Genomic DNA, 23,493 nt, shown 5'->3' on the forward strand with positions numbered 1-23,493 from the left:
CCCTAAATGGGGCGCCCTGTGGAGGAGTAGACGACGCCGATGAGCGAGTCCGAGGTCGCACGAGGCCGCCGCTCGATTTGACCGAGCACGGCTCGGCACATGCGCCCCACGCAGACCAGCAGCGACACTGGTTACAAGGGGAGATAGGCACCATGACCAACAACACCGGCGAGCCAGTCAGGCGCGCGAGACACGCGGCACCGATCGTCGACGGCACTGAACCCGTGCGCGACGCCCCCATCGAAGACGCCCCCCTCGAAGACGCTCCAGCCCAAGACACTCCCCCAGCCGACGCCCCCGTCGACCCCGACGCCCCCGTCGACCCCGACGCCCCCGTCGACCTCGTCGACCCCGAAGACGCCGTCGTGCTCAGCCGCCTCGAGCGCAACGACGACTCCCCCGCACGGGTGCGCAACTGGAAGCGCGACCTGCTCGACCTCACCCTGCGCAATCCGCTGCTCAACATGCCGCACTCGCAGAAGGTGCTCGACCTCGTCGTGCCGCCGGGCCTGCTTCCATCGATCGACGACGCCGTGCACGCGGGCCGCAAGCTGCGCCTCTCGAGCGGGCTCGACGCATCCGGCCGCAAGCGGGTCGACGGAATCGACTCGCACACGCCGCTCGCGCACGACGAACTGAGCGCCGTCTTCCGCACCTCGCGCACCCTCTTTTCGCAACTCGACGACGACAAGCACCGCAAGCGGTTGCGGGCCATGAAACGCGAGGCCGAGTCGCTCGAGCAGGAGACAGGCAGCAATTACCTGTACCTCACGCTCGGCACGCTGATTCACACACGACCGGATGGGCGCGAGGCCCGCGCTCCCCTGTTCCTGATGCCGGTGCGGCTCACCGGCGGGCTCTCGTTCACCCCGTACTTCCTCGCCGCTGAAGGCGACGACCTGGCGACGCCGAACCTGTGTCTGCTGCAGTGGTTCGAGACCACGCAGGGGCTCGACCTCTCCGAGCTGCGCGAGCCGGCGATCGACGACTCAGGGATCGCGATCGAGGCGGTGTTCGACGGCATCCGCCGCCAGCTCGCCGAAGCCGAGCTGCCCTACCGACTCGAGGAGTCGGTGAGCCTGGCCATCCTGCGCTTCTCGACCTTTCAAATCTGGAAGGACCTCGAGCTCAACTGGCGCTCTCTTCTCTCTAACCCCGTGGTCAGGCACCTGGTCGAGCGGCCAGGAGAGACCTTCGTCGAGCCCGCCGGCAATGCCCGCCCACAGATCGACGAGGCCGCTCTGAGACTGCCGATCGCGGCCGACGGCTCGCAGATGGCCGCCGTCGTGCGCGCCACGAGCGGCGAGTCCTTCGTTCTCGAAGGCCCTCCGGGCACGGGCAAGTCGCAGACCATCACGAACCTCATCGCCCACGCGCTCACCGAGGGCAAGACCGTGCTCTTCGTGGCCGAGAAGCAGGCCGCCCTCGAGGTCGTGAAGAGGCGGCTCGACGCCATCGGCCTCGGCACGTTCAGCCTCGAACTGCACGGCGCGAAGCAGTCGATGAACACCATCCGCGAGCAGCTGCGCGAGTCATTGCGCCTGCGTGTGCCGACAGATCCGCACGCCTGGGCACTGGCCGACACCCGATTGCGTTCGGCGATCGCCGAGCTCGACCGGCATCCGGCGCGGGTGCACTCGCCCAACGCTCTGGGCTACACCGTCTGGTCTGCCTACGACGCGCTGGCGACGCTCGGCGAGGGGTCGACCGCGGCCGTTCCCGCCAGCTGGCTCACGACGACCCCCGCCGAGAGCCCCACGATTCTCACCCGCGACTTCCGCGATGCCGCGCAGCGCTTCGGGCTGCGCGCGGGCCACCCGTGGCTCATTGCCGGCGCCACCGATCCGGCGCAGTTGCAGGTGGCACCGGTCACCGAGTCCCTGCGCGATCTCGCCGCCGTGCGCCCCCGCCTCGACGAGCTCTCGCCCGAGGCGCGCCTCGCCCTCGGCGACCTGCGTCCGGCGACCGAGCTGCCCGTCGCATCCCGCCTGCTCGAGGCCCGGTCACGCGGCCTTCTGCCCGCGACCGATGCGCTCGCGACCATCGACCGATCGAGCTGGCGCGAGGCATCCGATGCCCTACGGACCGGTCTCGTCGACTACCTCGAGCGTCACGCCGCCGTGCTCGCGAACGCGTCGCCGGCGGCGATCGAGACCCCCAAGCTCGACGAGTGGGCCGAGCGATCGGCCGCCCTCGACGCCGCCTGGTTCATGCCCGAGCTGCGTCGCCGCTCGATCCGCGCAGGTCTGCGGCCGCTGCTTCGCGCCGGATTCGAGCCGAGCGGCAAGGCGGTCACGCCGCTGCTCGTCGGGCTCCAGGCCGCGCGATCGGATGCGCAGGAGCTACAGCGTCAGGCCGCCGCTCTGGCGGGTCTCGTCCTTCCCGCCGGCTGGCAGCCCTACGCACCCGACGCGAAGAACGTGCTCGACACGGCCGTGCGCACCTCACTCGGATCGGTCTGGCTGGCCAAGCGCACCCCGCGCGCCTGGGGCTGGATCTCGAACGCACGCGACGCCGGCGAGGCCGACACCGCGGTGCGCGACGGCGCCATCGTGCGCGACATCGACGCCAGCTGGAACCGCTGGCTCGCCGCTATCGGAGCCACGGGACTCACGGTTCGGCAGTGGGCCCACGGCCGCGATTGGGTCTCTGCGTGGGCGACAGACGAGGTCGCCTGGTTGATCGATGTGCGCGCGACAGGGCTGCTTCAGCTGCAGCGCTTCACCGAGACGCGGCGCCAGCTCGAGCATCTGCGCGAACTGGGCCTCGCGGGTTTCAGCACGCAGTTGGCGACGGGCCAGATCGAAGCGGCCGACGCATCCGAGGCCCTTTTGCGGGGACTCGCCTCCGCGTCGCTCGCCGAGCGACTGGCGGCGACACAGCTCGACAGCTTCGACGGCGATGCTCAAGACCGGCACGTCTCCGCCTACCGAGACCAGGGTGCACTGGTGCGAGAGCAGCTGCGCAGCGAACTCGCCTCCGAACTGCTCGCCGCGCGCCCTTTCGACGCTGACGAGCTGCGCGGCGAAGTGGCGGAACTCGCTCGCCAGATCGAGCGCAAGCGCGGTGGGCTCGCCTTCCGCGAGGTGGCCCGACGCTACCCGCGAGCGCTCACATCGATCGTGCCCGTGTTCCTCATGAGCCCCGGATCGGTAGCGCACTTCCTCGACCCCGACAGCATCGAATTCGACCTCGTGATCTTCGACGAGGCGTCGCAGATCAGGGTGCCGCAGGCCATCGGCGCGATGGGCCGGGGCAAGGCCGTGATCGTGGTCGGCGACTCGAAGCAGATGCCGCCCACGAGCATCATGCAGGTGGATGCGACGGGTCCCGACACGCCCGCGCCCGACCGCGATGCGCCGCTCGTCGTCGAAGACCTCGAGTCGATCCTCACCGAATCGGTGGAGTCCGGGCTGCCGCAGCTCTGGCTCAACTGGCACTATCGCAGTCAAGACGAGAGCCTTATCGCGTTCTCGAACGCCGCCTACTACGGCAACAAACTCGTGAGCCTCCCGTCGCCGAGCAGCGCTGGAAAGGGCGCCGCGGCAGCGGGCGCCGCGACCGGTTCGAGCAGCGGCTCGGCCAGCACCGGCCTCAGCTGGCGCCGTGTCGACGGCACCTTCGACCGTGGACGCACTCGCACGAACGAGGTCGAGGCGCAGGCCATCGTCGACGAGATCGTGTCGCGACTGCGCGCTCCCGCCACGATGCGCGAGTCGATCGGAGTGGTCTGCTTCAACGTTCAGCAGCGCGACCTGATCCTCGACAAGCTCGAAGACAGCACCGATCCGGTCATTCAGAAGGCTCTGCTCGCGGCCCCCGGCTCCGAGCTCTTCGTGAAGAACCTCGAGAACGTGCAGGGCGACGAGCGCGACACGATCCTGTTCTCGTTGGCCTTCTCCAAAGACCCCGACACGGGCACGCTGCCACTGAACTTCGGGCCGCTCAATCTGCCGGGCGGCGAGCGCCGACTCAACGTGGCCGTCACGCGCGCCAAGCGCCAGGTCGTGCTGTTCAGCTCGTTCGACGCCGAAGACATCCAGCTCACCCGCTCGCGCGCTCAGGGCATCGCCGATCTCAAGGCGTATCTGAACTTCGCCGCGACCCGCAGCGTGAACGCGCTTCCCGGCGGTCGCCGCCGCGGTGCGCAGGATGCGGTCACGGGCAATCGTGGACGGTTCGTCGACGAGATCGCCGCTGCCCTGCGCGACCGCGGTCTCGAGGTAGAGACCGGGCTCGGCCTCTCGACATTCACCGTCGACCTCGCGGTGCGTCGACCAGGCCAGGCATCGTGGGCCGTTGCGGTGATGGTCGACGGACCCGGCTGGGCCTCGCGGGCCACGGTCAGCGACCGCGATGGCGCGCCGAATCTGCTCGTCGACGTGATGTCGTGGCCGGCCGTGATCCGCGCCTGGCTGCCCGCGTGGATCAGGGACCGCAGCGCCCTCATCGCCCGCATCGTCGTCGCGGTCGATCACCCGGCGAGTGCGCGACTGCCCGATGCGGATGCGGCACAGGCCGTGCGCGACGCCGGCAAGGCGGCCGATCGGGCGGCTGCAGACGCGGCGGCCGAGAAGGCGTTCCCCACCGCGGTCTCGACCTCGACGCTCGCCCGCGAACTGCCCGTGTTCGAGCCGGCAGACGACAGCGCGACTCACCCCCAGTCCGCCCTCGACAACCTGGAGTCCGTGCCCGTCATCCGGTCGATGGCGGCGGACATCCTCGAGGCCGAGGGGCCGATCCCTCTCGACCGCCTGGTCGGCACGATCGCCCGCCGCTTCGACTACAGCCGGGTCGGCGATGCCAAACGGGCCCTGCTGCAGAACATCGTGCGTGAGGCGTTCACGGTGGCATCCGACGACTTCGTGTGGCCAGCGAGCCTCGACGCGTCGAGCTGGCGCGGGGTGCGGCGCACCTCATCTAGTGCCGTTCGGCCGGTCACCGACGTGAGCCCGCAGGAGATCGCGAACGCGATCGAACTGCTGCTCGCCGAGTCGCTCTCAATCGACTCAGACGAGCTGCTGCGTGAGACAGCATCGGTGCTGGGCTACTCGAGGCTCACCGAGCAGACGCGCACCTGGATCGAGCGCGGCCTCGCTCTCGCCCTCTCAGAGAACCGAGTGGGGCGCGAGGGCACGAGGCTCGTTCGCCCGCACTAGCGCCTGCTTCGCGGGCGTCATTCTGCGCCAAGTCGCGCGCCGCGTGAGCGCACCTCGCGCAGCACGAACCCCGCCACGACCACGAGGACGCCCGTCACCACGGCGGGGAGCGGCAGTGTGACCACGAGCACCGCGCAGCCGAGGGCGCCCAGCACGCTCACCGCACGCGGATAACGCCGATATGCTCTGGCCTGCCGAAGCGCCGCCAGGTTCGCGACGAAGTAGTACAGCAGCACGCCGAACGACGAGAACCCGATCACTCCGCGAAGATCGGCGACAAGCACGAGCACGACGACCACCGCACCCACCACGAGCTCCGCTCGGTAGGGCGTGTTGTAGCGCGGATGCACTGCGCTGAACCAGCGCGGCAGATCGCCCTCGCGCGCCATGGCGAAGGCTGTTCGGCCGATGCCGGCGATCAGCGCCAGCATCGCGCCGAGCGAAGCGAGAGCGGCCCCGATACGCACCAACGGCGCGGCCCATGCCCATCCATTGGTCGTCACGACATCGACGAGCGGGTTGTCGGTCGCCGCCAGACCGGATGCGCCGAGCGCCCCGAGCGCGGTCACACCGATCGCGGCATAGATCACCACCACGACCGCGAAGGCGATGCCGATGGCGCGTGGGATGTTCTTTGCCGGATCGCGCACCTCTTCGCCGAGGGTGGCGATGCGCGCGTACCCCGCGAAGGCGAAGAACAGCAGACCCGCCGACTGCAACACGGCGAGTGGCCCGCCGAGCCCGCTTCCTGCCTCGGCTTGCGCAGGGACTGTGCCCGAAAGCCTCCATTCCCCGCCCCCGCTGAACCACGAGCGGAGGTACTCGGGCACAACCGCCCAGCTCCCGTTCAGCAGGCCGGATGCGACGACCACCACGAGCAGAGCCAGCACCGGAATCACGATCACCTTCGTGAGCAGCGCGGTACGGGTGATGCCGAACAGGTTCACCGTGACGAGAACGACCACCACGGCGATCGCCACGGGGCGGGCCCACTGCGAGGGCACGGCGTAAGCCGCGAAGACCATCGCCATGGCCGCCGAGCTGGCGGTCTTGCCGATGAGAAAGCTCCAGCCGGCGGCGAAGCCCCACCGCGGTCCGAGCTTCTCGCGGCCATACACATAGGTACCCCCGGCCGACGGATACTGCGCGGCCAGCTGCGCCGACGACGACGCATTGCAGAACGCGACGATGGCCGCGACGACGAGACCCACGAGCAGGCCGGCGCCGGCGATGTGGGCGGCGGGCTGGAAGGCAGCGAAGACTCCGGCGCCGATCATCGACCCGAGCCCGATGAAGACAGCGTCGCCGAGGCTGAGCCGGCGCTCGAGACGAGATGAAGTCACCCTGGAACGCTAGGGCACCGAGGTGAACACCGGGTATCGCGGCAGCGTGATGCCACTTCGGGCGAACGCAATCGTCACCTCAGCGGCGCCGGAGCACCCGAACCGTCACCTCAGTCCGACGCTGGCCGGCGCGGACGCGCTGCGCGCAGCTAGAGCAGTCCGTCGGTGAGCGCGCTCGGGTTGCCGAAGCGGTGGTTCGTGATCGACACCGCCTGCTCCCGCAGGAACGGCAGCAGTTCGATGCGGCCGGCGCGCGTGACCTCGCCCGCGTACACCGCGACATCCGGTTCGTCGCCCAGGGCGTCGGCGAGCTGCGTGGCCGAGCCACCGATGAGCCGGATGCGCGGGGTCTCGACCCCTTCCGCGGCGACGCGCGCGAGCCACGCCTCATCGGTCTCGATGACCACGCGCACGGCCCACTCCTTGAGCAGGGCACGCATCGGGCGCGGGAGCTTGTGCGCCGACGACAGCGTGACCTTCGACCGGGCGAGCGTCGCCGCCGAGAGCACGCGGAGCAGTTCGTGCCGCTCTGCGTCTTCGGAGAGCCGTACCGTGACGGGAACCGGGCGGTAGCGCAGCACATTGCGTTCGACCCCGAGCCCCGACCGGTCGACGGGCGCGAACGAGTCCGACCAGGCGACCGCGTCGCTCTTGGCTCCGCGTCGGGCGATGTCGAAATGGTTCCAGTCGAGGCCGGCCTGTGCCGAGTCGAGAAGCGCCCCGACACGACCGTCGAGTCCCGCGTTACTGAGGCCCTGACTCGGCTCGCCCTGCTCCGTCGTCCACGAACCCAGATGCACCAGGTAGTTCGGGCCTCCGGCCTTCGCGCCCGCACCCACGGCGGACCGCTTCCAGCCTCCGAACGGCTGGCGCTGCACGATGGCACCCGTGATGCCGCGGTTCACGTAGAGGTTGCCCGCCTCGATGGTGGCGAGCCACTGCTCGATTTCGGCCGCGTCGAGCGAGTGCAGCCCCGCCGTCAGCCCGTAGTCTGTGCCGTTCTGGAACTCGACGGCCTGCTCGAGCGTCGACGCGTGCATGATGCCGAGAACCGGTCCGAAGTACTCGGTGGTGTGGAACGGCGAGCTCGGCAGCACGCCCTCGCGCACTCCCGGGGTCCAGAGTCGCCCGTCTGAACTGCGCCGCAGCGGCTCGACCAGCCATTTCTCGCCCGGGCCAAGTGTGGTCAGCGCGTCGAGCAGCTTTCCCTGGGCGGGCTCGATCAGCGGGCCCATCTCGGTGAGCGGGTCGGATGCGTAGCCGACCCGCAGTGACGACACCGCATCCACGAGCTGGCGATGAAAACGCTCGGACCGCGCGACCGAACCGACGAGAATCACGAGCGATGCCGCCGAGCACTTCTGGCCTGCATGGCCGAAAGCGCTCTTCACGATGTCGGCCACGGCGAGGTCGAGGTCTGCTGCGGGGGTCACGACGATGGCGTTCTTGCCGCTCGTCTCGGCGAGAAGGGGCAGGTCGCGCCGCCACGAGCGGAACAGCTTCGCCGTCTCGTATGCGCCGGTGAGGATGACGCGGTCGACGCTCTCGTGAGCAACGAGCTGCCGAGACAGGTCACCCTCCTCGATGTCGACGAGCGCGAGAAGATCGCGAGGGATGCCGGACTCCCACAGGGCCTCGAGCAGCACAGCGGCCGAGCGTCGCGCCTGAGGTGCGGGCTTGATGATCACACCGCTGCCCGCAGCAAGGGCGGAGAGCACGGAGCCCGCCGGAATGGCGACGGGGAAGTTCCATGGGGGCGTCACGACAGTGAGTGCCGACGGTACGAACACGGCGCCATCGACGCGGTCGAGCTCCTCGGCGCGCGAGGCGTAGTAGTTGGCGAAGTCGATCGCTTCGCTCACCTCGGGGTCTCCCTCGGCGATGGTCTTGCCCGTCTCCGTGGCCATGACCTCGATGAGCCGGTCTCGGTTTGCCTCGAGCGCCAGCGCGGCGCGGCGCAGGACCGCGGCGCGCTCGGCGCCCGTCTCCCTGCCCCAGCGCGTTCCCGCGTCGCGCGCCGAGTGGATGATGCCTTCCAGAACTGCAGGTTCGGTCACTCGGGCTGCGTCGATGGTGTCGACGCCGATGCGGTTGCTCGGCCCGACGAGACTCAGGATGCGTCGGCCCCAGTTGCGATTCGCGGCCAGCGAGGGGTCGGTGTCGGGCGTGTTCTCGAACTCGGAGGCGCGGGCGAGCTCGGAGAGGTCGCCGCGATCCTGGGTGCGGTTGCGCATCGGCACGCCGCCTGAGCTCGTCAGCGGGCCGGGGCCCGCAGCCAGCTCGTCGACCGAGGCCAAAAATCGGTTCTTCTCGCGCTCGAACGCCGCATCGCTGGTCGCGATGTCGAACACGCTCGACATGAAGTTCTCGTCGCTCGCGTTCTCTTCGAGCCGACGCACGAGGTAGCTGATCGCCACATCGAACTCTTTGGGATGCACGACGGGCGTGTAGAGCAAGAGCTGACCGACCTCACGGCGAACCGCGTCGGCCTGCGCCGTCGCCATGCCGAGCAGCATCTCGAAGTCGATGCTCTCGGTCACACCGCGATTCTTCGCGAGCAGCCACGCGAACGCGATGTCGAACAGGTTGTGCCCGGCGACTCCGACACGCACGGCATCGGTGCGCTCGGGAGTGAGCGCCCACTCGAGCACGCGCTTGTAGTTGGAATCGGTCTCCTGCTTGGTGTCGTAGGTGGCGAGCGGCCAGCCGTGGACGGCCGCATCGACGTGTTCCATGGCGAGGTTGGCGCCCTTCACCACGCGCACCTTGATCGGCGCTCCCCCACGTTCGCGACGCGCGGCCGCCCATCTCTGCAGGCGCTGCATCGCGCCCAGCGCATCCGGCAGATAAGCCTGCAGCACGATGCCGCCGGTGTAGCCGAGCAGCTCCTCGCGATCGAGAATCCGCATGAACACCGCGAGAGTCAGGTCGAGGTCGCGGTACTCCTCCATATCGAGGTTGATGAACTTGTTCTCGGGAAGAGCGATGCGGTACAGCGGCATCAGGGTCTCGGCGACACGCTCGACCGTCTCGTCGAATGCCCACATCGAGAGATCGCTGGCGACAGCCGACACCTTGACCGACACGTAGTCGACGTCGGGCCTGGCGAGCAGCTTCTCGGTTCCCTCGAGTCGGCGTCGCGCCTCCGACGAGCCCAGCACGGCCTCGCCAAGCAGGTTGAGGTTGAGCCGCGACCCGTCACCGCGCAGCTTCTCGATGGCGGAGCCGAGCTTCGACGGGGTCGCATCGACCACAAGGTGACCGACCATCTGCCGCAGGACCTTGCGCGCCACGGGCACCACGACGCCCGGGACGACCTCTCCGAAGACCCCGCCCGCTGCCACGGCTCCGCGCAGATACCAGGGAAGAAAGGCGGGAACCCGACGACCGAGGTTCTGCAGATTCTTGGCGGCCACCGCCGTGTCTTCGGGCCGAGCGACACCGTCGACGAAGCCCACGGTGAAGGCGAGTCCGTCGGGGTCTTCGAGCACCCCGGCCAGACGCTCGGCCGACGGGTCGGGGGCTACGTCTTTCGACTCGTCGAGCCAGCGGCGCACGAGCGACACGGCCTGCGGCGCGAGGTCGGCGGGCGCGAGGCTCGGATCGGCCTCGAAGTCGGGCGAGTTCGGGTTCGCAGAGGTCACTCTTCGAGGATAAGACGTGGGTGCCTCCAACAGCCGGAGGCGGAGCGCAGCCCGCAACTATGCTCGACGCATGAGCACCGCGGCCCTGCCCTCCGAAGTCGATGTCGTCATTGTGGGCGGGGGTCACAACGGCCTCGTCGCCGCTGCATACCTCGCGAAGGCCGGCCGCTCTGTTCTGCTGCTCGAACGACTCGACCACACGGGCGGAGCAGCCGTGTCGGCACAGGCCTTCTCGGGCCATGACGCGCGGCTCTCGCGCTACTCCTACCTCGTCAGCCTTCTGCCGCAGCGCATCATCGACGACCTCGGCCTCGACATCACCCTCCTGCGCCGCCGCTACTCCTCATACACTCCGTCGCCCGGCACCTCGACCGGGCTGCTCATCGACAACGGCGACGCCGAGGCGACGGCAGCGTCGTTCGCCGCGATCGGCGCCGAACCGGATGCGCGGGGTTTCGCAGATTTCCAGCAACGCACGGCGAGGCTCGCCGAGACGCTCTGGCCGAGCCTGACCGAGCCGCTCATGACCCGCTCGGAGGCGAAGGCGCTGGTGGCCGACGATGCGAGCTGGAACGCCTTCATCGAGAATCCCCTCGCGGGAGCGATCGAGGCCGATGTCGCCAACGATCTGGTGCGCGGCGTTCTGCTCACCGACGCGCTCATCGGAACCTTCGCCCGAGCATCCGACGACGATCTCGCGCAGAACCGCTGCTTTCTGTATCACGTGATCGGCGGCGGAACCGGCGACTGGGACGTTCCGGTCGGCGGCATGGGCGCGGTCAGCGGTGCGCTGTGGCACGCGGCCACGGAGGCCGGCGCCACGATCGCGACCGGCGCCGAGGTCACGTCGGTCGACCCCGACGGCACCGTCGGGTTCACGATCGGCGGCAGAGAGCAGGTCGTTCGAGCGCAGCGCGTGCTCTCGAATGTCGCGCCCTTCGTTCTCGAGCGTCTTCTCGGAGGTGACCGCGCCGACAGCTCCCGCGCGAAGCCCGAGGGCGCTCAGGTGAAGGTCAACCTGCTGCTGTCGCGTCTGCCTAGGCTGCTCGACGAAACCGTCGCTCCCGAAGCCGCGTTCGGAGGTACCTTCCACATCCACGAGGGCTACGCCGAACTCGATCGGGCCGTCGACCTCGCAGAGTCGGGCGATATCCCCTCCCCGCTGCCCGCCGAGATCTATTGCCATTCGCTCACCGACCCGTCGATCCTGTCGCCCGAGCTGCAGGCATCCGGCGCCCAGACCCTGACCGTCTTCGGTCTTCATGTGCCCGCACGACTGATCACCGAGGAGAACAACGATGCCATGCGCGAGCGCCTGCAGGCGGCGGTGCTCGACTCGCTCAACAGTGTGCTGGCCGAGCCGATCGAGGCATGCCTGCTGCGAGACGACCAAGGACGTCCCTGCATCGAAACCAAGACGACGCTCGACATCGAGCGCGCGCTCGGCATGCCGGGCGGCAACATCTTCCATGGACCGCTGTCGTGGCCGTTCGTCGACGACGACACCCCTCTCGACAGCCCCGCCGAACGCTGGGGCGTCGCGACCGCACACGAACGCATCCTGGTCTGCGGCTCGGGAGCTCGCCGGGGCGGTGCGGTGAGTGGCCTGGGAGGCCACAATGCGGCGATGGCGGTACTCGAGTCGCTGGCCTGACGCTCCCTTGCGAAGCCTGACGATTTCTCAGGAGTCTTGACTCGACGTGAGTCGCTATGGCTACGATGAATCTTTCGCATCCGATCGCCGCGTAGTGGCGCGTTCACGATTCGGATGCTCGAGCAGATTGCGTCCATGGATCTCGGTTTTCGAGCGAAGAGGTGGTTCGGCCCCAGCGAAGAGCCCCTGCGCGCCGCAGTCGTGCAGGGCATCGACGAAGAGATCGAGAACCCGTTCGACGCCGATGCCGCGATGATGCGCCACTGGCTTCCCGCGACAGCGACGATCGTCACCGTCGAACGCACCGGCGAGTGGGTCGATCGCAACGAGTTCTTCGACGTGACTCTCGAGATCGAGCTCGATGGGGTCGGCCGCTACCCCGTGCGGCAACGACAGCTCGTTCCCGAGAAGACGCAGTCGGAATGGCTGCCCGGCGGCGAGTTCGACGTTCTGGTAGATCCGGCCGACCATTCGAAGGCCGTGCTGGCCTGAACCGTTCGGCCTGCTCGAATCAGTGCGCTCGAATCAGTGCGCTCGGTGGTCTTGAATCGTCATTCGGGCCCCGTGCCTGGGCTTGGCGAAGCCGCTGGCCAGAATGAGGCGCACGACGCGCTGTCGGTGGCCGCGCCACGGCTCGAGCAGCTCGAGCATGCCGTCGTCGTCGACGGGCGAGCCGGTCAGCGCATAGCCGACGTGGGCCGCGAGATGGTAGTCGCCCACACTGACCGCGTCGGGGTCGCCGTGTGTGCGCTGCGTGGTCTCCGCTGCGGTCCACCGACCGATGCCCGGCAGCGTCTGCAGCCGTTTCGCGGCCGTCTCCGCATCCACACCCGCCGCCCGCTCGAGAGCGGTAGCGATCTGGCAGGCCGACACCACCGTGCGGCTGCGACGCGGATCGACGCCGGCGCGATGCCACTGCCACGAGGGCACCCCGCGCCAGACGTCGGCGTGTGGAGTGACGTGCATGCCGGCGGGAGCGGGACCCGGGGCGACATCGCCGTGGATGCGGATGAGCTTGTACCAGGCCCTGTGCGCCTCGAGCGTGGTGACCTTCTGCTCGATGATGGCGGGTACGAGGGCCTCCATCATGAGCCCCGATCGGCTGAGCCGCATACCCGGGTTGCGTCGCCGCACCTCAGCCAGCGCGGGATGCGTGTGCAGCGACAGCTCTGACCAGTCGTCGTCGTGGCCCAGAAGCATGGGAACCCGCTCGATCAGCCAGTGCGCGCCGTCGCCCCATGCGTATGCCTCGATGCCGTGTCGCCGTTGACGCAGCAGCAGTGTCGCGGCTCCGATGGGCGTGCGCACCGTGCGCCAGAACCCCTCGGGCGTCGCGCGGCAGGTCGGGTCGCCCGTTCCCCTGCTGTGCACGCCCATGGTGCGCGCGACGTCGACCTCGTGCGCCGGTGTGTAGACGGTGGCGACGACATCGGATGCCGCGGGCGCCGCTTCAAGAGTCATGGTGACGGCAGGCTAACCCGAGGCTCAGACATTTGCCGCATCGACAGGTGAACACCGCTCGTCACAAGCCGTTCACTGCGGCGTCACCGGCGCCTGAGACAGTGACGCCATGCAGACGTCGACGGCGACCCTCACCGCCCTCCACTCCCCCTACGCCTTGTCGGTCTTCACCGATCGGCTGGCTCGGTATCGGCGCATGCCTGTGGATGCCCACGGCTTCATCGTGTCGATTCCCGACGCGGGGCGCGTGCTGGTTCGGCAGGAGGGTCGGTCGCTGACCGTGAACGTGGTGGCCCCCGACGAGCGCACGCTCGCCGCATCGATGGCGGCGGTCGTGAGCGAGCTCGAGCAGGGCTTCGGTCGCTCCGACTTCAGGCGCAGCATCTCCATCCGCTGGCAGCGTCGCGACCTGGTGCCCGTGGCGCTGCGCTGATCGGTTTTACGCCGATTCAGCCGTCGAGTTCGTCTTCGAGCTGCTCGACAGTGAGGTGGTCGCCCGGCGTCGGCCGCCGGAACGGAATGCTCCCGGTGGACTCGTGTTCCTCGAGAGTGCCCTCGTCGTCGACGGCACCGTTTCCCGGCAACGTGTCCGGGCCGTCCACCGGACCGTCGTGCAGGTCGAGATCCTCGTCTCGGGCTGCGGGGTGGCGTTCGATCTGCGGTTCGAATGGCTCTGACATCGACATGCCTGCAAGCGTGCTCCGCAGAGGTTAACAGCGGGTGTGATTTCTGCCTCCGGCCGTTCACTCCGATTTAACCGCCGCGGCGTACCGTCGCCCGCGATCGCCCATCGAACCACTTCTCATCACCGCGCAGTACCCGATCCGAAAGGACGAAAAACGTGGATGCGCTCATCACCGTTCTGCTCGTCGTGACCATCGCCCTCGTGTTCGACTTCACGAACGGGTTCCACGACACGGCCAACGCCATGGCGACTTCCGTGGCCACGGGCGCTCTGAAGCCCAAGGTCGCGGTCACCATCTCTGCGGTGCTCAACCTGGTCGGCGCCTTCCTCTCGACGGAGGTCGCGAAGACCATCTCTCAGGGCATCATCAAGGAGGGCGATGGCGGGGTGCAGATCACGCCCACGATGATCTTCGCCGGACTCGTCGGCGCGGTGCTGTGGAACCTCGGCACCTGGTATCTCGGTCTGCCCTCCAGTTCGACCCACGCGCTCTTCGGCGGCCTCATCGGCGCGGCGATCATCGGAGCCGGCTTCGGCTCGGTCGACTTCGGCGTCGTTCTGTCGAAGGTCGTTCTGCCCGCCCTCTTCTCACCGCTCGTGGCGGGCCTCGTCGCGCTGGTCGCCACCTACGCGGCGTACATGATCACGAAGCAGGCCCGCTCTCGCGGGGCGGATGCCGGCTTCCGCCACGGCCAGACCATCTCGGCCTCGCTCGTCTCCCTCGCCCACGGCACGAATGACGCGCAGAAGACGATGGGCGTCATCACGCTCACGCTCATCGCGGCCGGCTACCAGGGGGCCGGAACGGGCCCGCAGTTCTGGGTCGTCGCATCCTGCGGCCTGGCCATCGCGCTGGGCACCTACCTCGGCGGATGGCGCATCATGCGCACGGTCGGCAAGCGCATCACCGATGTGCAGCCCGCCCAGGGTTTCGCTGCGGAGACCAGCTCGGCCGCGACCATCCTCATCTCGTCACACCTCGGCTTCGCCCTCTCGACCACGCAGGTCACCTCGGGCGCTGTCGTCGGCTCGGGGCTCGGCAAGAAGCTCGCCACCGTGCACTGGGGAGTCGTCGGCCGCATCGCCATGGCCTGGCTCTTCACCCTTCCGGCGGCGGCGCTCGTCGGCGGCCTCGCCGCCTGGATCGCGAGCACCAGCACGGTCGGCCTCATCATCGTCGCGGTCCTCGCACTTGCCGGAGGCCTGGGGTTCGTGTTCCTCGCCCGCCGCCACCCCGTGACCCACGACAACGTGAACGACGTCGACGAAGACTACTCAGCCTCGCGCGAATCAGCACCCGTAACGACCGGAAAGGCCTGACCCATGACATCGGACAAGTTCCTCGGAGTCGACTGGGCCGCCTTCGGCATCGTGTTCGCCGTGGCGTTCGCCGCAGCCGTCGTGATCGTCTCGTTCTACGCTCTCGGGCTGCGCCTGCTCGCGGTCGGATCAGACGACGACACCGGAGCCGACGGCTCGATCGTGTCGACGGCCCGGGGCACACGACCCCTCGGCGCGACGGTCGGCGCGTTCGCCTGCCTCGCGGTGTGCGTGGCTGCGGTGCTGTACGGCCTGTACCTGATCATCCCGCAGTTCCACTGACGCGTTCGGCCTCACTCATACTGGATGCGTGGATCCCGTCACGCGCTGCCCCTGCGGCTCCGGCCTGAGCTATGGCGAGTGCTGCGGCCCTCTGCATAGCGGAGCCGCGAGCGCCCCGACGGCCGAGCGACTGATGCGGTCGCGCTTCTCGGCCTTCGCGGTGGGCGACCCGGCCTACCTGCTGCGGTCGTGGCATCCGGATACCCGGCCCGCGTCGATCGAGATCGACCCCGACACGCGTTGGCTCTGGCTCGAGATCGTGCGCACGGAGCGCGGCTCGGAGCGAGACGGCGAGGGGGTCGTCGAGTTCCGCGCGAAGTACCGGGTGGATGCGCCGGAAGGCCGATCATCGGGCGTGCAGCACGAGGTCAGCCGCTTCTCGCGAGTGGCGGGCGAGTGGGTCTACGTCGACGGCGAGGCCTGACGCGCTGCGGCCTCTAGTTGGCGATCTTCTTCACGGCCTTCTTGGCCGCTTTCTGCGTCTTCTTCTGTGCGCGTGCACGGGCCTTCTTCACGGCGGGATCGTTCCAGAAGGCTTTCGCCGTATCGCTGATCTCGGCGTAGCGTCCGTGTCCGGCTTTGGCTCCGACGACATACGCGGTCGTTCCGACGGCGATGACGACGAGCCACACGATGGGTTTCGGCATGTGCTTCTTCTTTCTAGAGGTTTCTACTGAAGGCGGGTCGTCTTGCCGACCCGGGCTCGGAATCCGCCACTGACCTGGATCAGCGCGGGCAGTTCGCGCCCCAGCAGCCCGTCGAGTGCGAGCAGTTTCGACTCGACGATGGCTGCGGCGTCTTTCGGGGACACTCCACGGCGGCAGGTGACCGACACCTTCAGCACGGGAGTGCGGCGGACCGCGTAGGTCGAGACGTGCGACGCGACGAACTCGGAGTGGTCGTCGAGCGCATCCTGCAGGGCCTGCTCGGCCACCGAGGACTCGACGACCGTGGTGCCGTGTTCGCCACTCGAATCGGTGACGGCCCTCGACGTGTGCCCGTGCCCGTGGCGGGCGATGAACACGATGAGGATGACGATCGCGATGACGAGCAGCGCGACGACGGCGATGAGTATCCAGCTGACCTCGAGGCCCACGAGCCGTGTCTGTTCCAGCGCCGAATCGACCTGGTCAGTGACCTGCGTACCGGCGTCTTTCCAGCCATCCCGGATGCCCGGCACGAGCACAGCGGCAGCAGCCGCGCCGCCCACGACGAGCAGCACGAGGCCGCATACGAAGACGAGGAGCCTGTTAGCGAAACGATTGCTGCTGGTCATGCTCCGACCTTGCCTTTCTCAGCGATGCGCACGCGGGCACGTACGGTGGGCCGGAGCCCGTAGGAGTCGAGCTGATCGCTCACCGCGCGAGTGACGGCGTCGCGATCTGCGGGAATACCGGAGGTCGGGGTGAGGTCGACGACACCCAGTCGGTGCGAGACAGACACGGTTGCGTTGTCGGGGTCGACGTTGCCGGCGTACGACGCGTGGCGGGCCAGGGCGGATGCGATCACCTCGTTGTCGACGACGGTCACCGCCCGCTCGGTGTCGATGAGGTGGCGAGCGCGGCGCCCCGGCGAGAGCGACAGGACGATCAGGACGAGCCCGATCACGGCCGTCACGATTCCGGCGATGGCCACGAGCGCCGCGGGCTGTTCGGCAAGGCCGACGGCCGAGGCGAACATGTCGGATGGCGCGACGAGCAGCGCGGGCAGCCCGAGCAACGCGATCACGACCTCGGTTCCCACCCAGGCGAAGACCACGATGAGGATGATCGCGAGAACGATGGCGAGCATCGAACGCGAGGAGTGGGTCTCGCGCCGCCCGATGCGGGCATAGAGAGCCTTGGTGCTGGAACTCATTTCACTCTCTCTTCTGGCTGGATCCAGACGCCGGAGACCTTCACGATCACCTGCGCGATCTGCGAGCCGGTGAGGGTCGTCACCCGCTCTCGGATGTCACCCTGGGCGCGTGCGGCGCGGTCGAGGATCGAGCCGCCGGAGCGGTTCACGACCGAGCTGTCGGACTGGATCCGGTCGAGCGATACAACTCGGATGGGCGTCGTCACTGTGAGGGCGAGAAGACCGTCGCGGTCGGCGAGGTCGACGCCGACGCGATTCGCGTCGACTCCGAGCGCGTCCGCTGTGACGGCGGACACGACACGATTCAGAGCTTTCGACGTGATGCGGGTGCGACCGCGCTGTGCCGCGCCGGCCGGAGTCGTCGCGGCGGAGGTCATGACGAGGATCGCTTTCCGCGGAAGGCGTCGACCAGGCCCGACACGTCGAGCTTGCCGTCGACGACGCGGCCGACGAGTGCTCCGATGGCCATGGCCACCGCGACGAAGAGGAATGCCCAGAAGCCGAAGGCGACGCCGGTGAGCGCGAGGACCGCGCCGATCAGAATACCCGTGCGGGTTGTCGAGGGGGTCACTGGACTCGCGCCTCAGCCTCGTCGGAGTTGTCCTCCGAAGGAAGGTGCACGTCGTTGACGGTCACGTTGACCTCGGTGACCTCCATGCCCACGATCGACTCGACGGCCTGAATGACGTTGGCGCGAACACCGTCTGACACATCCTGCAGGGGCGCCGGGTACTCGGCCACGATGGTCACATCGACGGCGACCTGGGTCTCGCCGACCTCGACGTTGATTCCCTGGCTCTTGTCCTCACCGGCAACGGCCTCGCGGATGGCGCCGAACGCGCGAGCCGCTCCACCGCCGAGGGCGAAGACACCGCGTGACTCGCGAGCGGCGATGCCCGCGACCTTGGCGATGACGGAGTCGTTGATGACCGTCTTACCGAGAGTGCTCGACTCGGTCGTGACTCCAGCGGGAGCGACAGAGGCGGGGGTGGCGGGAGTGGTGCTGGCCATGATGATCTCCTTCGGGTTCTGATGCCCGGATCTTCCGGGCTTTTGTCGTGCTTCATGGATAGGTCGTTGCTAGCGAGGGATTCGTCACGCGGATCGTGAAACTTTTTTCGTGCGGCTGTTCTCAGGGCAGCAACTGCTGCAGCTGGCCGACCCATTCGACAACGGTCGGGATGGCCTCGCCAGCTTGGTCTGCCGCGGCGACGGCGCTGGCGCCCAAGGGATAGATCGAGACGATCAGGGCCGCGATGACAGCGGCGACGGAGCAGATCCAGGCGAGCGCACCACGACGGATGCGCAGAATCAGCGCCAGGAATCCGGCTGCCAGCGCGTAGCCGCCGACGACGGTCGCGATCATGCCGCCGACCGGAAAGTCGACGAACGGAGCTGCCGCCGCGGCGGAGGCAACGAGCCCGATGACGGGTACGAGCACGACAGTCGCGACGATGACCGTGACGATCACGCCCGTGCCGAGGGCGAACCAGACGCTGCGCGGGCGGTGTCTCATCGTTCGGATTCGGCGGGCTCTGCCACGATCTCGAGCCCGTTGGCCGAGTTCGCGGTGCGCATCAGCGCATCGATCCACGCTCGGTTGAGCGAGGGATGCCGCTTGCCGGAAAAAGTGAAGTAGAGGGGAATCGAGGGGTGCAGCCACATCATGTGGTGGCCTCGATCGTTCTCCCACGAGAGAGCGAAGCTCTCGCCGCGGCGGAGCTTCGCGAGCACGACCACGCGAACGTGGTTGAGCGGTCGATCGTCGAGCACCATTTCTGCGCCCGTGTTGCCGTAGATGAGCTTGCCCATCAGAGCTGACCCTGCGAGTGGATGGATGTATTCACGTTCTGTGTCTGTGGCCTTTCACATGTTGTGTCGAGTGCGACGGATGCCGCGACGCGGGCCGACCCCGGTCTCGTGGGCCGGGGTCGACAGAGGGCGCTTAGTGCTTGAACGCGTCTTTCACGTTCTCGCCGGCCTTCTTGGCGTCGGCCTTGACCTGCTCGGCCTTGCCCTCGGCGACCATGTTGTCGTCGTTGGTGATGTTTCCGAGCGCCTCTTTGGCCTTGCCCTTGAGGTCTTCGGCGGCGTTCTGGATCTTGTCGGCTGCGCTCATTGTTCGTTCCTGTCTTTCTGTCTTCGCTCGATCATCGAGAGCGGTCTCGAAACGAGGCCGTCCGCCGATGTCAAGACTTCGGTGAAGAAATCCCCGTGTGGGACTCTTACCTCTAAGACGCATGCCGATGGTGATTCGTCACGCCCGATCGTGCCGAAATGCTGAGAAAAAGCTGCATGCCGAACGGCCGAGGGCTTCTGCCCCGTGACTGCTGCAGAGGATCCGCATGACCGATTTCCCCGCGAGTTCGATCGCAGACGAGATTGAGAAGGCTCTCCGCGCCGTCGACGGCGTCACCGAGGTCTACGCGAGCGCGCCACTCAGCTCGGTCGTCGTGAGCGAGGTCGGTGCGGCCGTGCTGCCTGTCGCCGTCGCGCCGCTCGTCACCGTCGAGACAGGGAAAGAAGGCACCAGCGTCGTCGCCGTGATCGGTGTGGACGAGAGCGGCCCGGCGCACGAGACAGGGCGTGCCGCCCACGATCGCATCGTCGACGTGCTCGAGGGCAGGCTGTCGGCCGCGCACGTCACCGTGCGCATCGCGATGATCTCGAGCTGACAGTGTCGAGGGTTCCCAGGCCCTTGGGAGGAAGGACTTTCGGCGGCATGCCACCCTTGAAGAGATGATTCGTACAGCAGGCAACCCCACCGAGCTCGGCGGGCTCGCCGGCTTCGCACTCACCCTCATGGAGGCTATCGGCGAGTGGGGAGTGGGGCTTTTCACCCTCCTCGAGACGGTCTTCCCCCCGATTCCGAGCGAGGTCATCCTGCCGCTCGCGGGATTTCTGTCGGAGCGAGGCGAGCTCAACCTCGTGCTCGTGGTCATCACAAGCACCCTCGGCGCCTACGCGGGATCGCTCATCCTCTACTGGCTCGGCGCCAAGCTCGGAATGGATCGGGCGATCGAGTGGCTGTCGAAGCTGCCCCTGGTCGACAAGCGCGACTTCGAGAAAGCCGCCTCGTGGTTCTCGCGGCACGGCAAGTCAGCGGTGTTCTTCGGCAGGTTCATTCCCGGCGTCCGTAGCCTCATCTCGCTGCCGGCGGGCGCAGAGCGCATGCACCTCGTGACCTTCAGCATCTTCACCATCGCGGGAAGCGCCATCTGGAACGGGCTGCTGATCGGACTCGGAGCGGCACTCGGAACCCAGTACGAGATCATCGAGAAGTACAGCGACTACCTCAACTACGCCGTCTACGCCGCAATCGCCGGAGTCGTCGCCTGGCTCGTCATCCGGCGCGTCCGCCGCCACCGCGCCGACGCCTGAGAATCCCCGGGTACTCTGGGGCAGCATGGAAACCCTCGACGATGTGTGGCCCCTCTTCGCGCTGCGCCTGAGGTCGCCTCGGCTCGAGCTGCGTCTGATGCGCGACGACGATCTGCCCGCGACCATCGAGGCCGTACTCGCCGGCATCCACCCGCCCGAGCGCATGCCGTTCGATGCGCCGTGGACTGACGCAGAGCCCGAGCAGCTCACCCGCGACTTCGCGAAGTACCACTGGCACCTGCGCACCACCGTGCAGCCCGGCACCTGGACCCTCGACTTCGTGGTTCTGCACGAGGGCCGCGTGATCGGAATGCAGGATCTGCGCGCTGAGAACCTCGCGCGCACGCAGACCGTCTCGTCGGGGTCGTGGCTGACCAGGCCGGCGCAGGGCCAGGGGTTCGGCAAAGAGATGCGCGCTGCCATCCTGCTCTTCGCATTCGAGCATCTCGACGTCGAGGTCGCCGAGTCGAGCGCGGCCACCTGGAACGAAGCGTCTCTCGGCGTCTCGCGTCGGCTGGGCTATAGAGAAGACGGGCAGACCGTCGTTGAACCCCGGCCCGGCGAGCCCAACACGATGCAGAAGCTGCGCCTCGACCGCGAACAGTTCGCGCGCCCAGACTGGGCTCTCGAGGTGCACGGCGCCGCTGCCGCCCGCTCCGAGCTGTTGCGCGGCTGAGCCAGCGGACATCAGGTGAGGTTTTCGCCCGGCTTCGGCGGCTTGTGCATGTCGAGCGCGGACTCCTCCGCGTCGATGAACGCGAGAGTCGTCTTGACCGCGCGCTCCTGATAGCGGCCCTCGGATCGGGCGTCGAGCACAGCCTGCCGCTCGGCCTGCACCATCATGCGGCGCAGTCTGTTGTACGACGCGGGGCGGGTCTCGTGGTCGGCCTCGGGAGGATTCTCGAGAGCTTCGGCGAGGAATCGAGCGTTCGTGCGCAGCCGCTCGACCACGCCGGGCTCGACCCCGTCGAGTTCCTGCTGCTCGAGCAGATCGAGGCCCGCGGTCTGCGCCTCGGCCATCAGCCGCTGCGTCTCACCGCGCTCCTGATCCACATCGGGCGGGGGCAGACGGAGCTTTCGAATAATCCAGGGCAGCGCCAGCCCCTCGACCAGCGTTCCCGCGACCACGACGAACGCCAAGAACTGCAAGAACTCCCTGTTCGGCGTCTCCTCGGGCAGCAGGAACGCGGCCGCCAACGTCACCACTCCCCGGATGCCGGCGAACGAGACCGCGATCCCGGTGCGCCAGCTCCATCCGCGGCCCCGCAACCATTGGGGGCCGAAGCGATAGACCGACGTGGTGATGAGCATCCAGACCACCCGCGAGACGACGAGCGCGAGCAGAATAACCGCTGAGATGCCGACGGTCGTCCAGAGGCCCGGGCCCGAGTCGACGACGCCGTCGAAGATCTCGGCGAGTGCGAGGCCCATAAGAAGGAAGACGGCGTTCTCGAGCAGGAACTGGATCGTGCGCCAGTTGATCGACTCGGCGATGCGGGCTTCGGCGGTCTGGATGATCGGGGATCGGTACCCGAGGAAGAGGCCCGCGACGACGACCGCCAGAACGCCCGAGCCGTGGAACAGCTGCGCGGGAATGAACGCGAGATAGGGCGTGACCAGCGACAGGCTGGTGTCGAGCACGGGGGCACGCAGCTGCTGCCGGATCTTCGAGAGCACCCACCCGACGCCCAGGCCCACCGCAACCCCGACGACCACGGCGATCACGAAATCGGCCGCGACCATCCACGGATTGATGATGCTGACCATCGCGAGGATGGCCGCGTTGAGGGCGACCAGGGCGGTGGCGTCGTTCAGCAGACTCTCGCCCTCGAGCACGGTCACGAGTCGTCGGGGCAGACCGAGGCGACCGGCCACGGCCGTCACGGCCACGGCATCCGTCGGAGCGACGACCGCGCCGAACGCGAATGCGGCGGCCAGCGTGATCGCCGGAATGACGAGCCACGCGGCGAAGCCCACGACCACCACGGTGAAGGCCACGAGGCCGACCGACAGAAGCAGGATGCCGTCGCGCCGGGCGCGCACGTCGACGAACGACGTGCGGATGGCCGCCGCGAAGAGCAGCGGGGGCAGCAGTCCGTAGAGGATCAGATCGGGTTCGATCTCGAGATGCGGCACGCCGGGGATGAACGAGGCCACCGCCCCGACCAGCACGAGCGACACGGGAGCCGACCAGCCGATGCGCCTCGTCAGCCCGCTGACCGCGACGGTGACGACAACGAAGGACACGATCCAGATGATCGCGACAACCGAGTCCTGCATGTGCCCCCCCTACGCGTTGATCGAGTAGGCCGCCCGCGGCCGTATCGAGATCATGAACCGTTCTACTGGTTCAACAATTCCTGCCAGTTGGCGGGCACGCGCCCCGCGGGCCCAGGAACGGGCTGATTGGCCGGGTGGCTGTCGGGTGCTGCAAGCTGCGGCGCTCCGTCGTAGTACTGCTCGGTCTCGAAGCTCCACACCCAGTCCTCACCGGGCTCGAAGCTCTGGATGATCGGATGCCCCGTCGAGGCTCCGTGCTTCGACGCGTGCTGGTTCGGCGAGCTGTCGCAGCAGCCGACGTGCCCGCACTGGGCGCAGCGGCGCAGATGGAACCACCACTGATCGTCGGTCTCGAGACACTCGACGCAGCCGGTGCCGCTCGGCGGCACAAACGGATCGATTCCTGGAATCGTGCTCATAGTTCTCC

25 protein-coding genes are annotated in these 23,493 nt (G+C 68.0%); 10 read left to right on the plus strand and 15 right to left on the minus strand.

Annotated elements, in window-relative coordinates; genetic code table 11:
- Positions 1–152 precede the first annotated feature (152 nt).
- Positions 153–5,159, plus strand: coding sequence for a DUF3320 domain-containing protein (locus CCK87_RS15040; RefSeq protein ID WP_086462228.1), 5,007 nt, complete (start codon positions 153–155; stop codon positions 5,157–5,159).
- A 17-nt stretch (positions 5,160–5,176) separates the two neighbouring features.
- Here CCK87_RS15040 and CCK87_RS15045 read toward each other — a convergent pair whose 3' ends face one another.
- A complete protein-coding gene (locus CCK87_RS15045) occupies positions 5,177–6,502 on the minus strand; it encodes an amino acid permease (protein ID WP_086462229.1) in 1,326 nt (441 codons plus the stop codon).
- A gap of 149 nt (positions 6,503–6,651) precedes the next feature.
- Positions 6,652–10,068, minus strand: coding sequence for a bifunctional proline dehydrogenase/L-glutamate gamma-semialdehyde dehydrogenase (locus tag CCK87_RS15050; RefSeq protein WP_249273939.1), 3,417 nt, complete (start codon positions 10,066–10,068; stop codon positions 6,652–6,654).
- A 148-nt stretch (positions 10,069–10,216) separates the two neighbouring features.
- Here CCK87_RS15050 and CCK87_RS15055 point away from each other — a divergent pair, with 148 nt between their 5' ends.
- Positions 10,217–11,800 (plus strand): NAD(P)/FAD-dependent oxidoreductase, encoded by a 1,584-nt coding sequence (locus CCK87_RS15055; protein ID WP_086462231.1) that lies wholly within the window; start codon positions 10,217–10,219, stop codon positions 11,798–11,800.
- Positions 11,801–11,935: 135 nt separating this feature from the next.
- Complete coding sequence (locus CCK87_RS15060; protein WP_140162885.1) at positions 11,936–12,292, plus strand: hypothetical protein; 357 nt, start codon at positions 11,936–11,938, stop codon at positions 12,290–12,292.
- Between the two features lie 33 nt (positions 12,293–12,325).
- On the opposite strand, the gene CCK87_RS15065 is transcribed toward CCK87_RS15060, so the two are convergent.
- Positions 12,326–13,261 (minus strand): DNA-3-methyladenine glycosylase, encoded by a 936-nt coding sequence (locus tag CCK87_RS15065; protein ID WP_086462233.1) that lies wholly within the window; start codon positions 13,259–13,261, stop codon positions 12,326–12,328.
- Positions 13,262–13,370: 109 nt separating this feature from the next.
- Between CCK87_RS15065 and CCK87_RS15070 the strand changes: the two genes are divergently transcribed.
- Positions 13,371–13,694 carry a hypothetical protein gene (locus CCK87_RS15070; protein ID WP_086462234.1) on the plus strand — a complete coding sequence of 108 codons (324 nt, stop codon included), beginning with the start codon at positions 13,371–13,373 and terminating at the stop codon, positions 13,692–13,694.
- 16 nt (positions 13,695–13,710) lie between these two features.
- On the opposite strand, the gene CCK87_RS15075 is transcribed toward CCK87_RS15070, so the two are convergent.
- Positions 13,711–13,941 carry a hypothetical protein gene (locus CCK87_RS15075; RefSeq protein WP_140162886.1) on the minus strand — a complete coding sequence of 77 codons (231 nt, stop codon included), beginning with the start codon at positions 13,939–13,941 and terminating at the stop codon, positions 13,711–13,713.
- A 161-nt stretch (positions 13,942–14,102) separates the two neighbouring features.
- Here CCK87_RS15075 and CCK87_RS15080 point away from each other — a divergent pair, with 161 nt between their 5' ends.
- From CCK87_RS15080 to CCK87_RS15090, 3 genes are read left to right on the plus strand one after another with little or no spacing between them, the layout of a single operon-like run.
- A complete protein-coding gene (locus tag CCK87_RS15080) occupies positions 14,103–15,266 on the plus strand; it encodes an inorganic phosphate transporter (protein WP_086462236.1) in 1,164 nt (387 codons plus the stop codon).
- Positions 15,267–15,269: 3 nt separating this feature from the next.
- Complete coding sequence (locus CCK87_RS15085) at positions 15,270–15,548, plus strand: hypothetical protein (RefSeq protein WP_086462237.1); 279 nt, start codon at positions 15,270–15,272, stop codon at positions 15,546–15,548.
- A gap of 28 nt (positions 15,549–15,576) precedes the next feature.
- Positions 15,577–15,972 carry a YchJ family protein gene (locus tag CCK87_RS15090; RefSeq protein WP_086462238.1) on the plus strand — a complete coding sequence of 132 codons (396 nt, stop codon included), beginning with the start codon at positions 15,577–15,579 and terminating at the stop codon, positions 15,970–15,972.
- 13 nt (positions 15,973–15,985) lie between these two features.
- Here CCK87_RS15090 and CCK87_RS15095 read toward each other — a convergent pair whose 3' ends face one another.
- The 9 genes from CCK87_RS15095 to CCK87_RS15135 form a co-directional block, all read right to left on the minus strand.
- Positions 15,986–16,195 (minus strand): hypothetical protein, encoded by a 210-nt coding sequence (locus CCK87_RS15095; protein WP_086462239.1) that lies wholly within the window; start codon positions 16,193–16,195, stop codon positions 15,986–15,988.
- 23 nt (positions 16,196–16,218) lie between these two features.
- A complete protein-coding gene (locus tag CCK87_RS15100; protein WP_086462240.1) occupies positions 16,219–16,824 on the minus strand; it encodes a hypothetical protein in 606 nt (201 codons plus the stop codon).
- Positions 16,821–17,405: a DUF6286 domain-containing protein gene (locus CCK87_RS15105; RefSeq protein WP_086462241.1), complete on the minus strand. Its 585-nt coding sequence runs from the start codon at positions 17,403–17,405 to the stop codon at positions 16,821–16,823. The genes CCK87_RS15100 and CCK87_RS15105 overlap by 4 nt, the downstream gene beginning before the upstream one ends.
- Positions 17,402–17,782 carry a hypothetical protein gene (locus tag CCK87_RS15110; protein ID WP_086462242.1) on the minus strand — a complete coding sequence of 127 codons (381 nt, stop codon included), beginning with the start codon at positions 17,780–17,782 and terminating at the stop codon, positions 17,402–17,404. The genes CCK87_RS15105 and CCK87_RS15110 overlap by 4 nt, the downstream gene beginning before the upstream one ends.
- Positions 17,779–17,976, minus strand: a complete 198-nt coding sequence (locus tag CCK87_RS15115; RefSeq protein ID WP_086462243.1) for a DUF2273 domain-containing protein — start codon at positions 17,974–17,976, stop codon at positions 17,779–17,781. The genes CCK87_RS15110 and CCK87_RS15115 overlap by 4 nt, the downstream gene beginning before the upstream one ends.
- Positions 17,973–18,416 carry an Asp23/Gls24 family envelope stress response protein gene (locus CCK87_RS15120; protein WP_086462244.1) on the minus strand — a complete coding sequence of 148 codons (444 nt, stop codon included), beginning with the start codon at positions 18,414–18,416 and terminating at the stop codon, positions 17,973–17,975. The genes CCK87_RS15115 and CCK87_RS15120 overlap by 4 nt, the downstream gene beginning before the upstream one ends.
- Before the next feature lie 121 nt (positions 18,417–18,537).
- Entirely contained in the window at positions 18,538–18,921 is a 384-nt protein-coding gene (locus CCK87_RS15125) for a hypothetical protein (RefSeq protein WP_086462245.1), read from the minus strand.
- On the minus strand, positions 18,918–19,217 hold the full coding sequence (locus CCK87_RS15130; protein ID WP_086462246.1) for a hypothetical protein: 300 nt from the start codon (positions 19,215–19,217) through the stop codon (positions 18,918–18,920). The genes CCK87_RS15125 and CCK87_RS15130 overlap by 4 nt, the downstream gene beginning before the upstream one ends.
- A gap of 133 nt (positions 19,218–19,350) precedes the next feature.
- Positions 19,351–19,524, minus strand: coding sequence for a CsbD family protein (locus tag CCK87_RS15135; protein ID WP_086462247.1), 174 nt, complete (start codon positions 19,522–19,524; stop codon positions 19,351–19,353).
- Between the two features lie 226 nt (positions 19,525–19,750).
- On the opposite strand from CCK87_RS15135, the gene CCK87_RS15140 reads away from it, so the two are divergent.
- The 3 genes from CCK87_RS15140 (at position 19,751) to CCK87_RS15150 (ending at position 21,462) form a co-directional block, all read left to right on the plus strand.
- Positions 19,751–20,080, plus strand: coding sequence for a hypothetical protein (locus CCK87_RS15140; protein ID WP_086462248.1), 330 nt, complete (start codon positions 19,751–19,753; stop codon positions 20,078–20,080).
- A gap of 64 nt (positions 20,081–20,144) precedes the next feature.
- On the plus strand, positions 20,145–20,786 hold the full coding sequence (locus tag CCK87_RS15145; RefSeq protein ID WP_086462249.1) for a DedA family protein: 642 nt from the start codon (positions 20,145–20,147) through the stop codon (positions 20,784–20,786).
- 25 nt (positions 20,787–20,811) lie between these two features.
- Positions 20,812–21,462 (plus strand): GNAT family N-acetyltransferase, encoded by a 651-nt coding sequence (locus CCK87_RS15150; RefSeq protein WP_086462250.1) that lies wholly within the window; start codon positions 20,812–20,814, stop codon positions 21,460–21,462.
- Between the two features lie 11 nt (positions 21,463–21,473).
- Here the strand turns inward: CCK87_RS15150 and CCK87_RS15155 are convergent, their stop codons facing one another.
- On the minus strand, positions 21,474–23,066 hold the full coding sequence (locus tag CCK87_RS15155) for a Na+/H+ antiporter (RefSeq protein ID WP_086462251.1): 1,593 nt from the start codon (positions 23,064–23,066) through the stop codon (positions 21,474–21,476).
- Between the two features lie 62 nt (positions 23,067–23,128).
- The gene (locus CCK87_RS15160; protein WP_086462252.1) at positions 23,129–23,485 is read right to left on the minus strand and encodes a UBP-type zinc finger domain-containing protein; all 357 of its coding nucleotides are present in this window, start codon (positions 23,483–23,485) and stop codon (positions 23,129–23,131) included.
- Positions 23,486–23,493 lie beyond the last annotated feature (8 nt).

Origin of the sequence: Agreia sp. VKM Ac-1783 (assembly GCF_900177765.1) — a bacterium.
GTDB lineage: Bacteria > Actinomycetota > Actinomycetes > Actinomycetales > Microbacteriaceae > Agreia.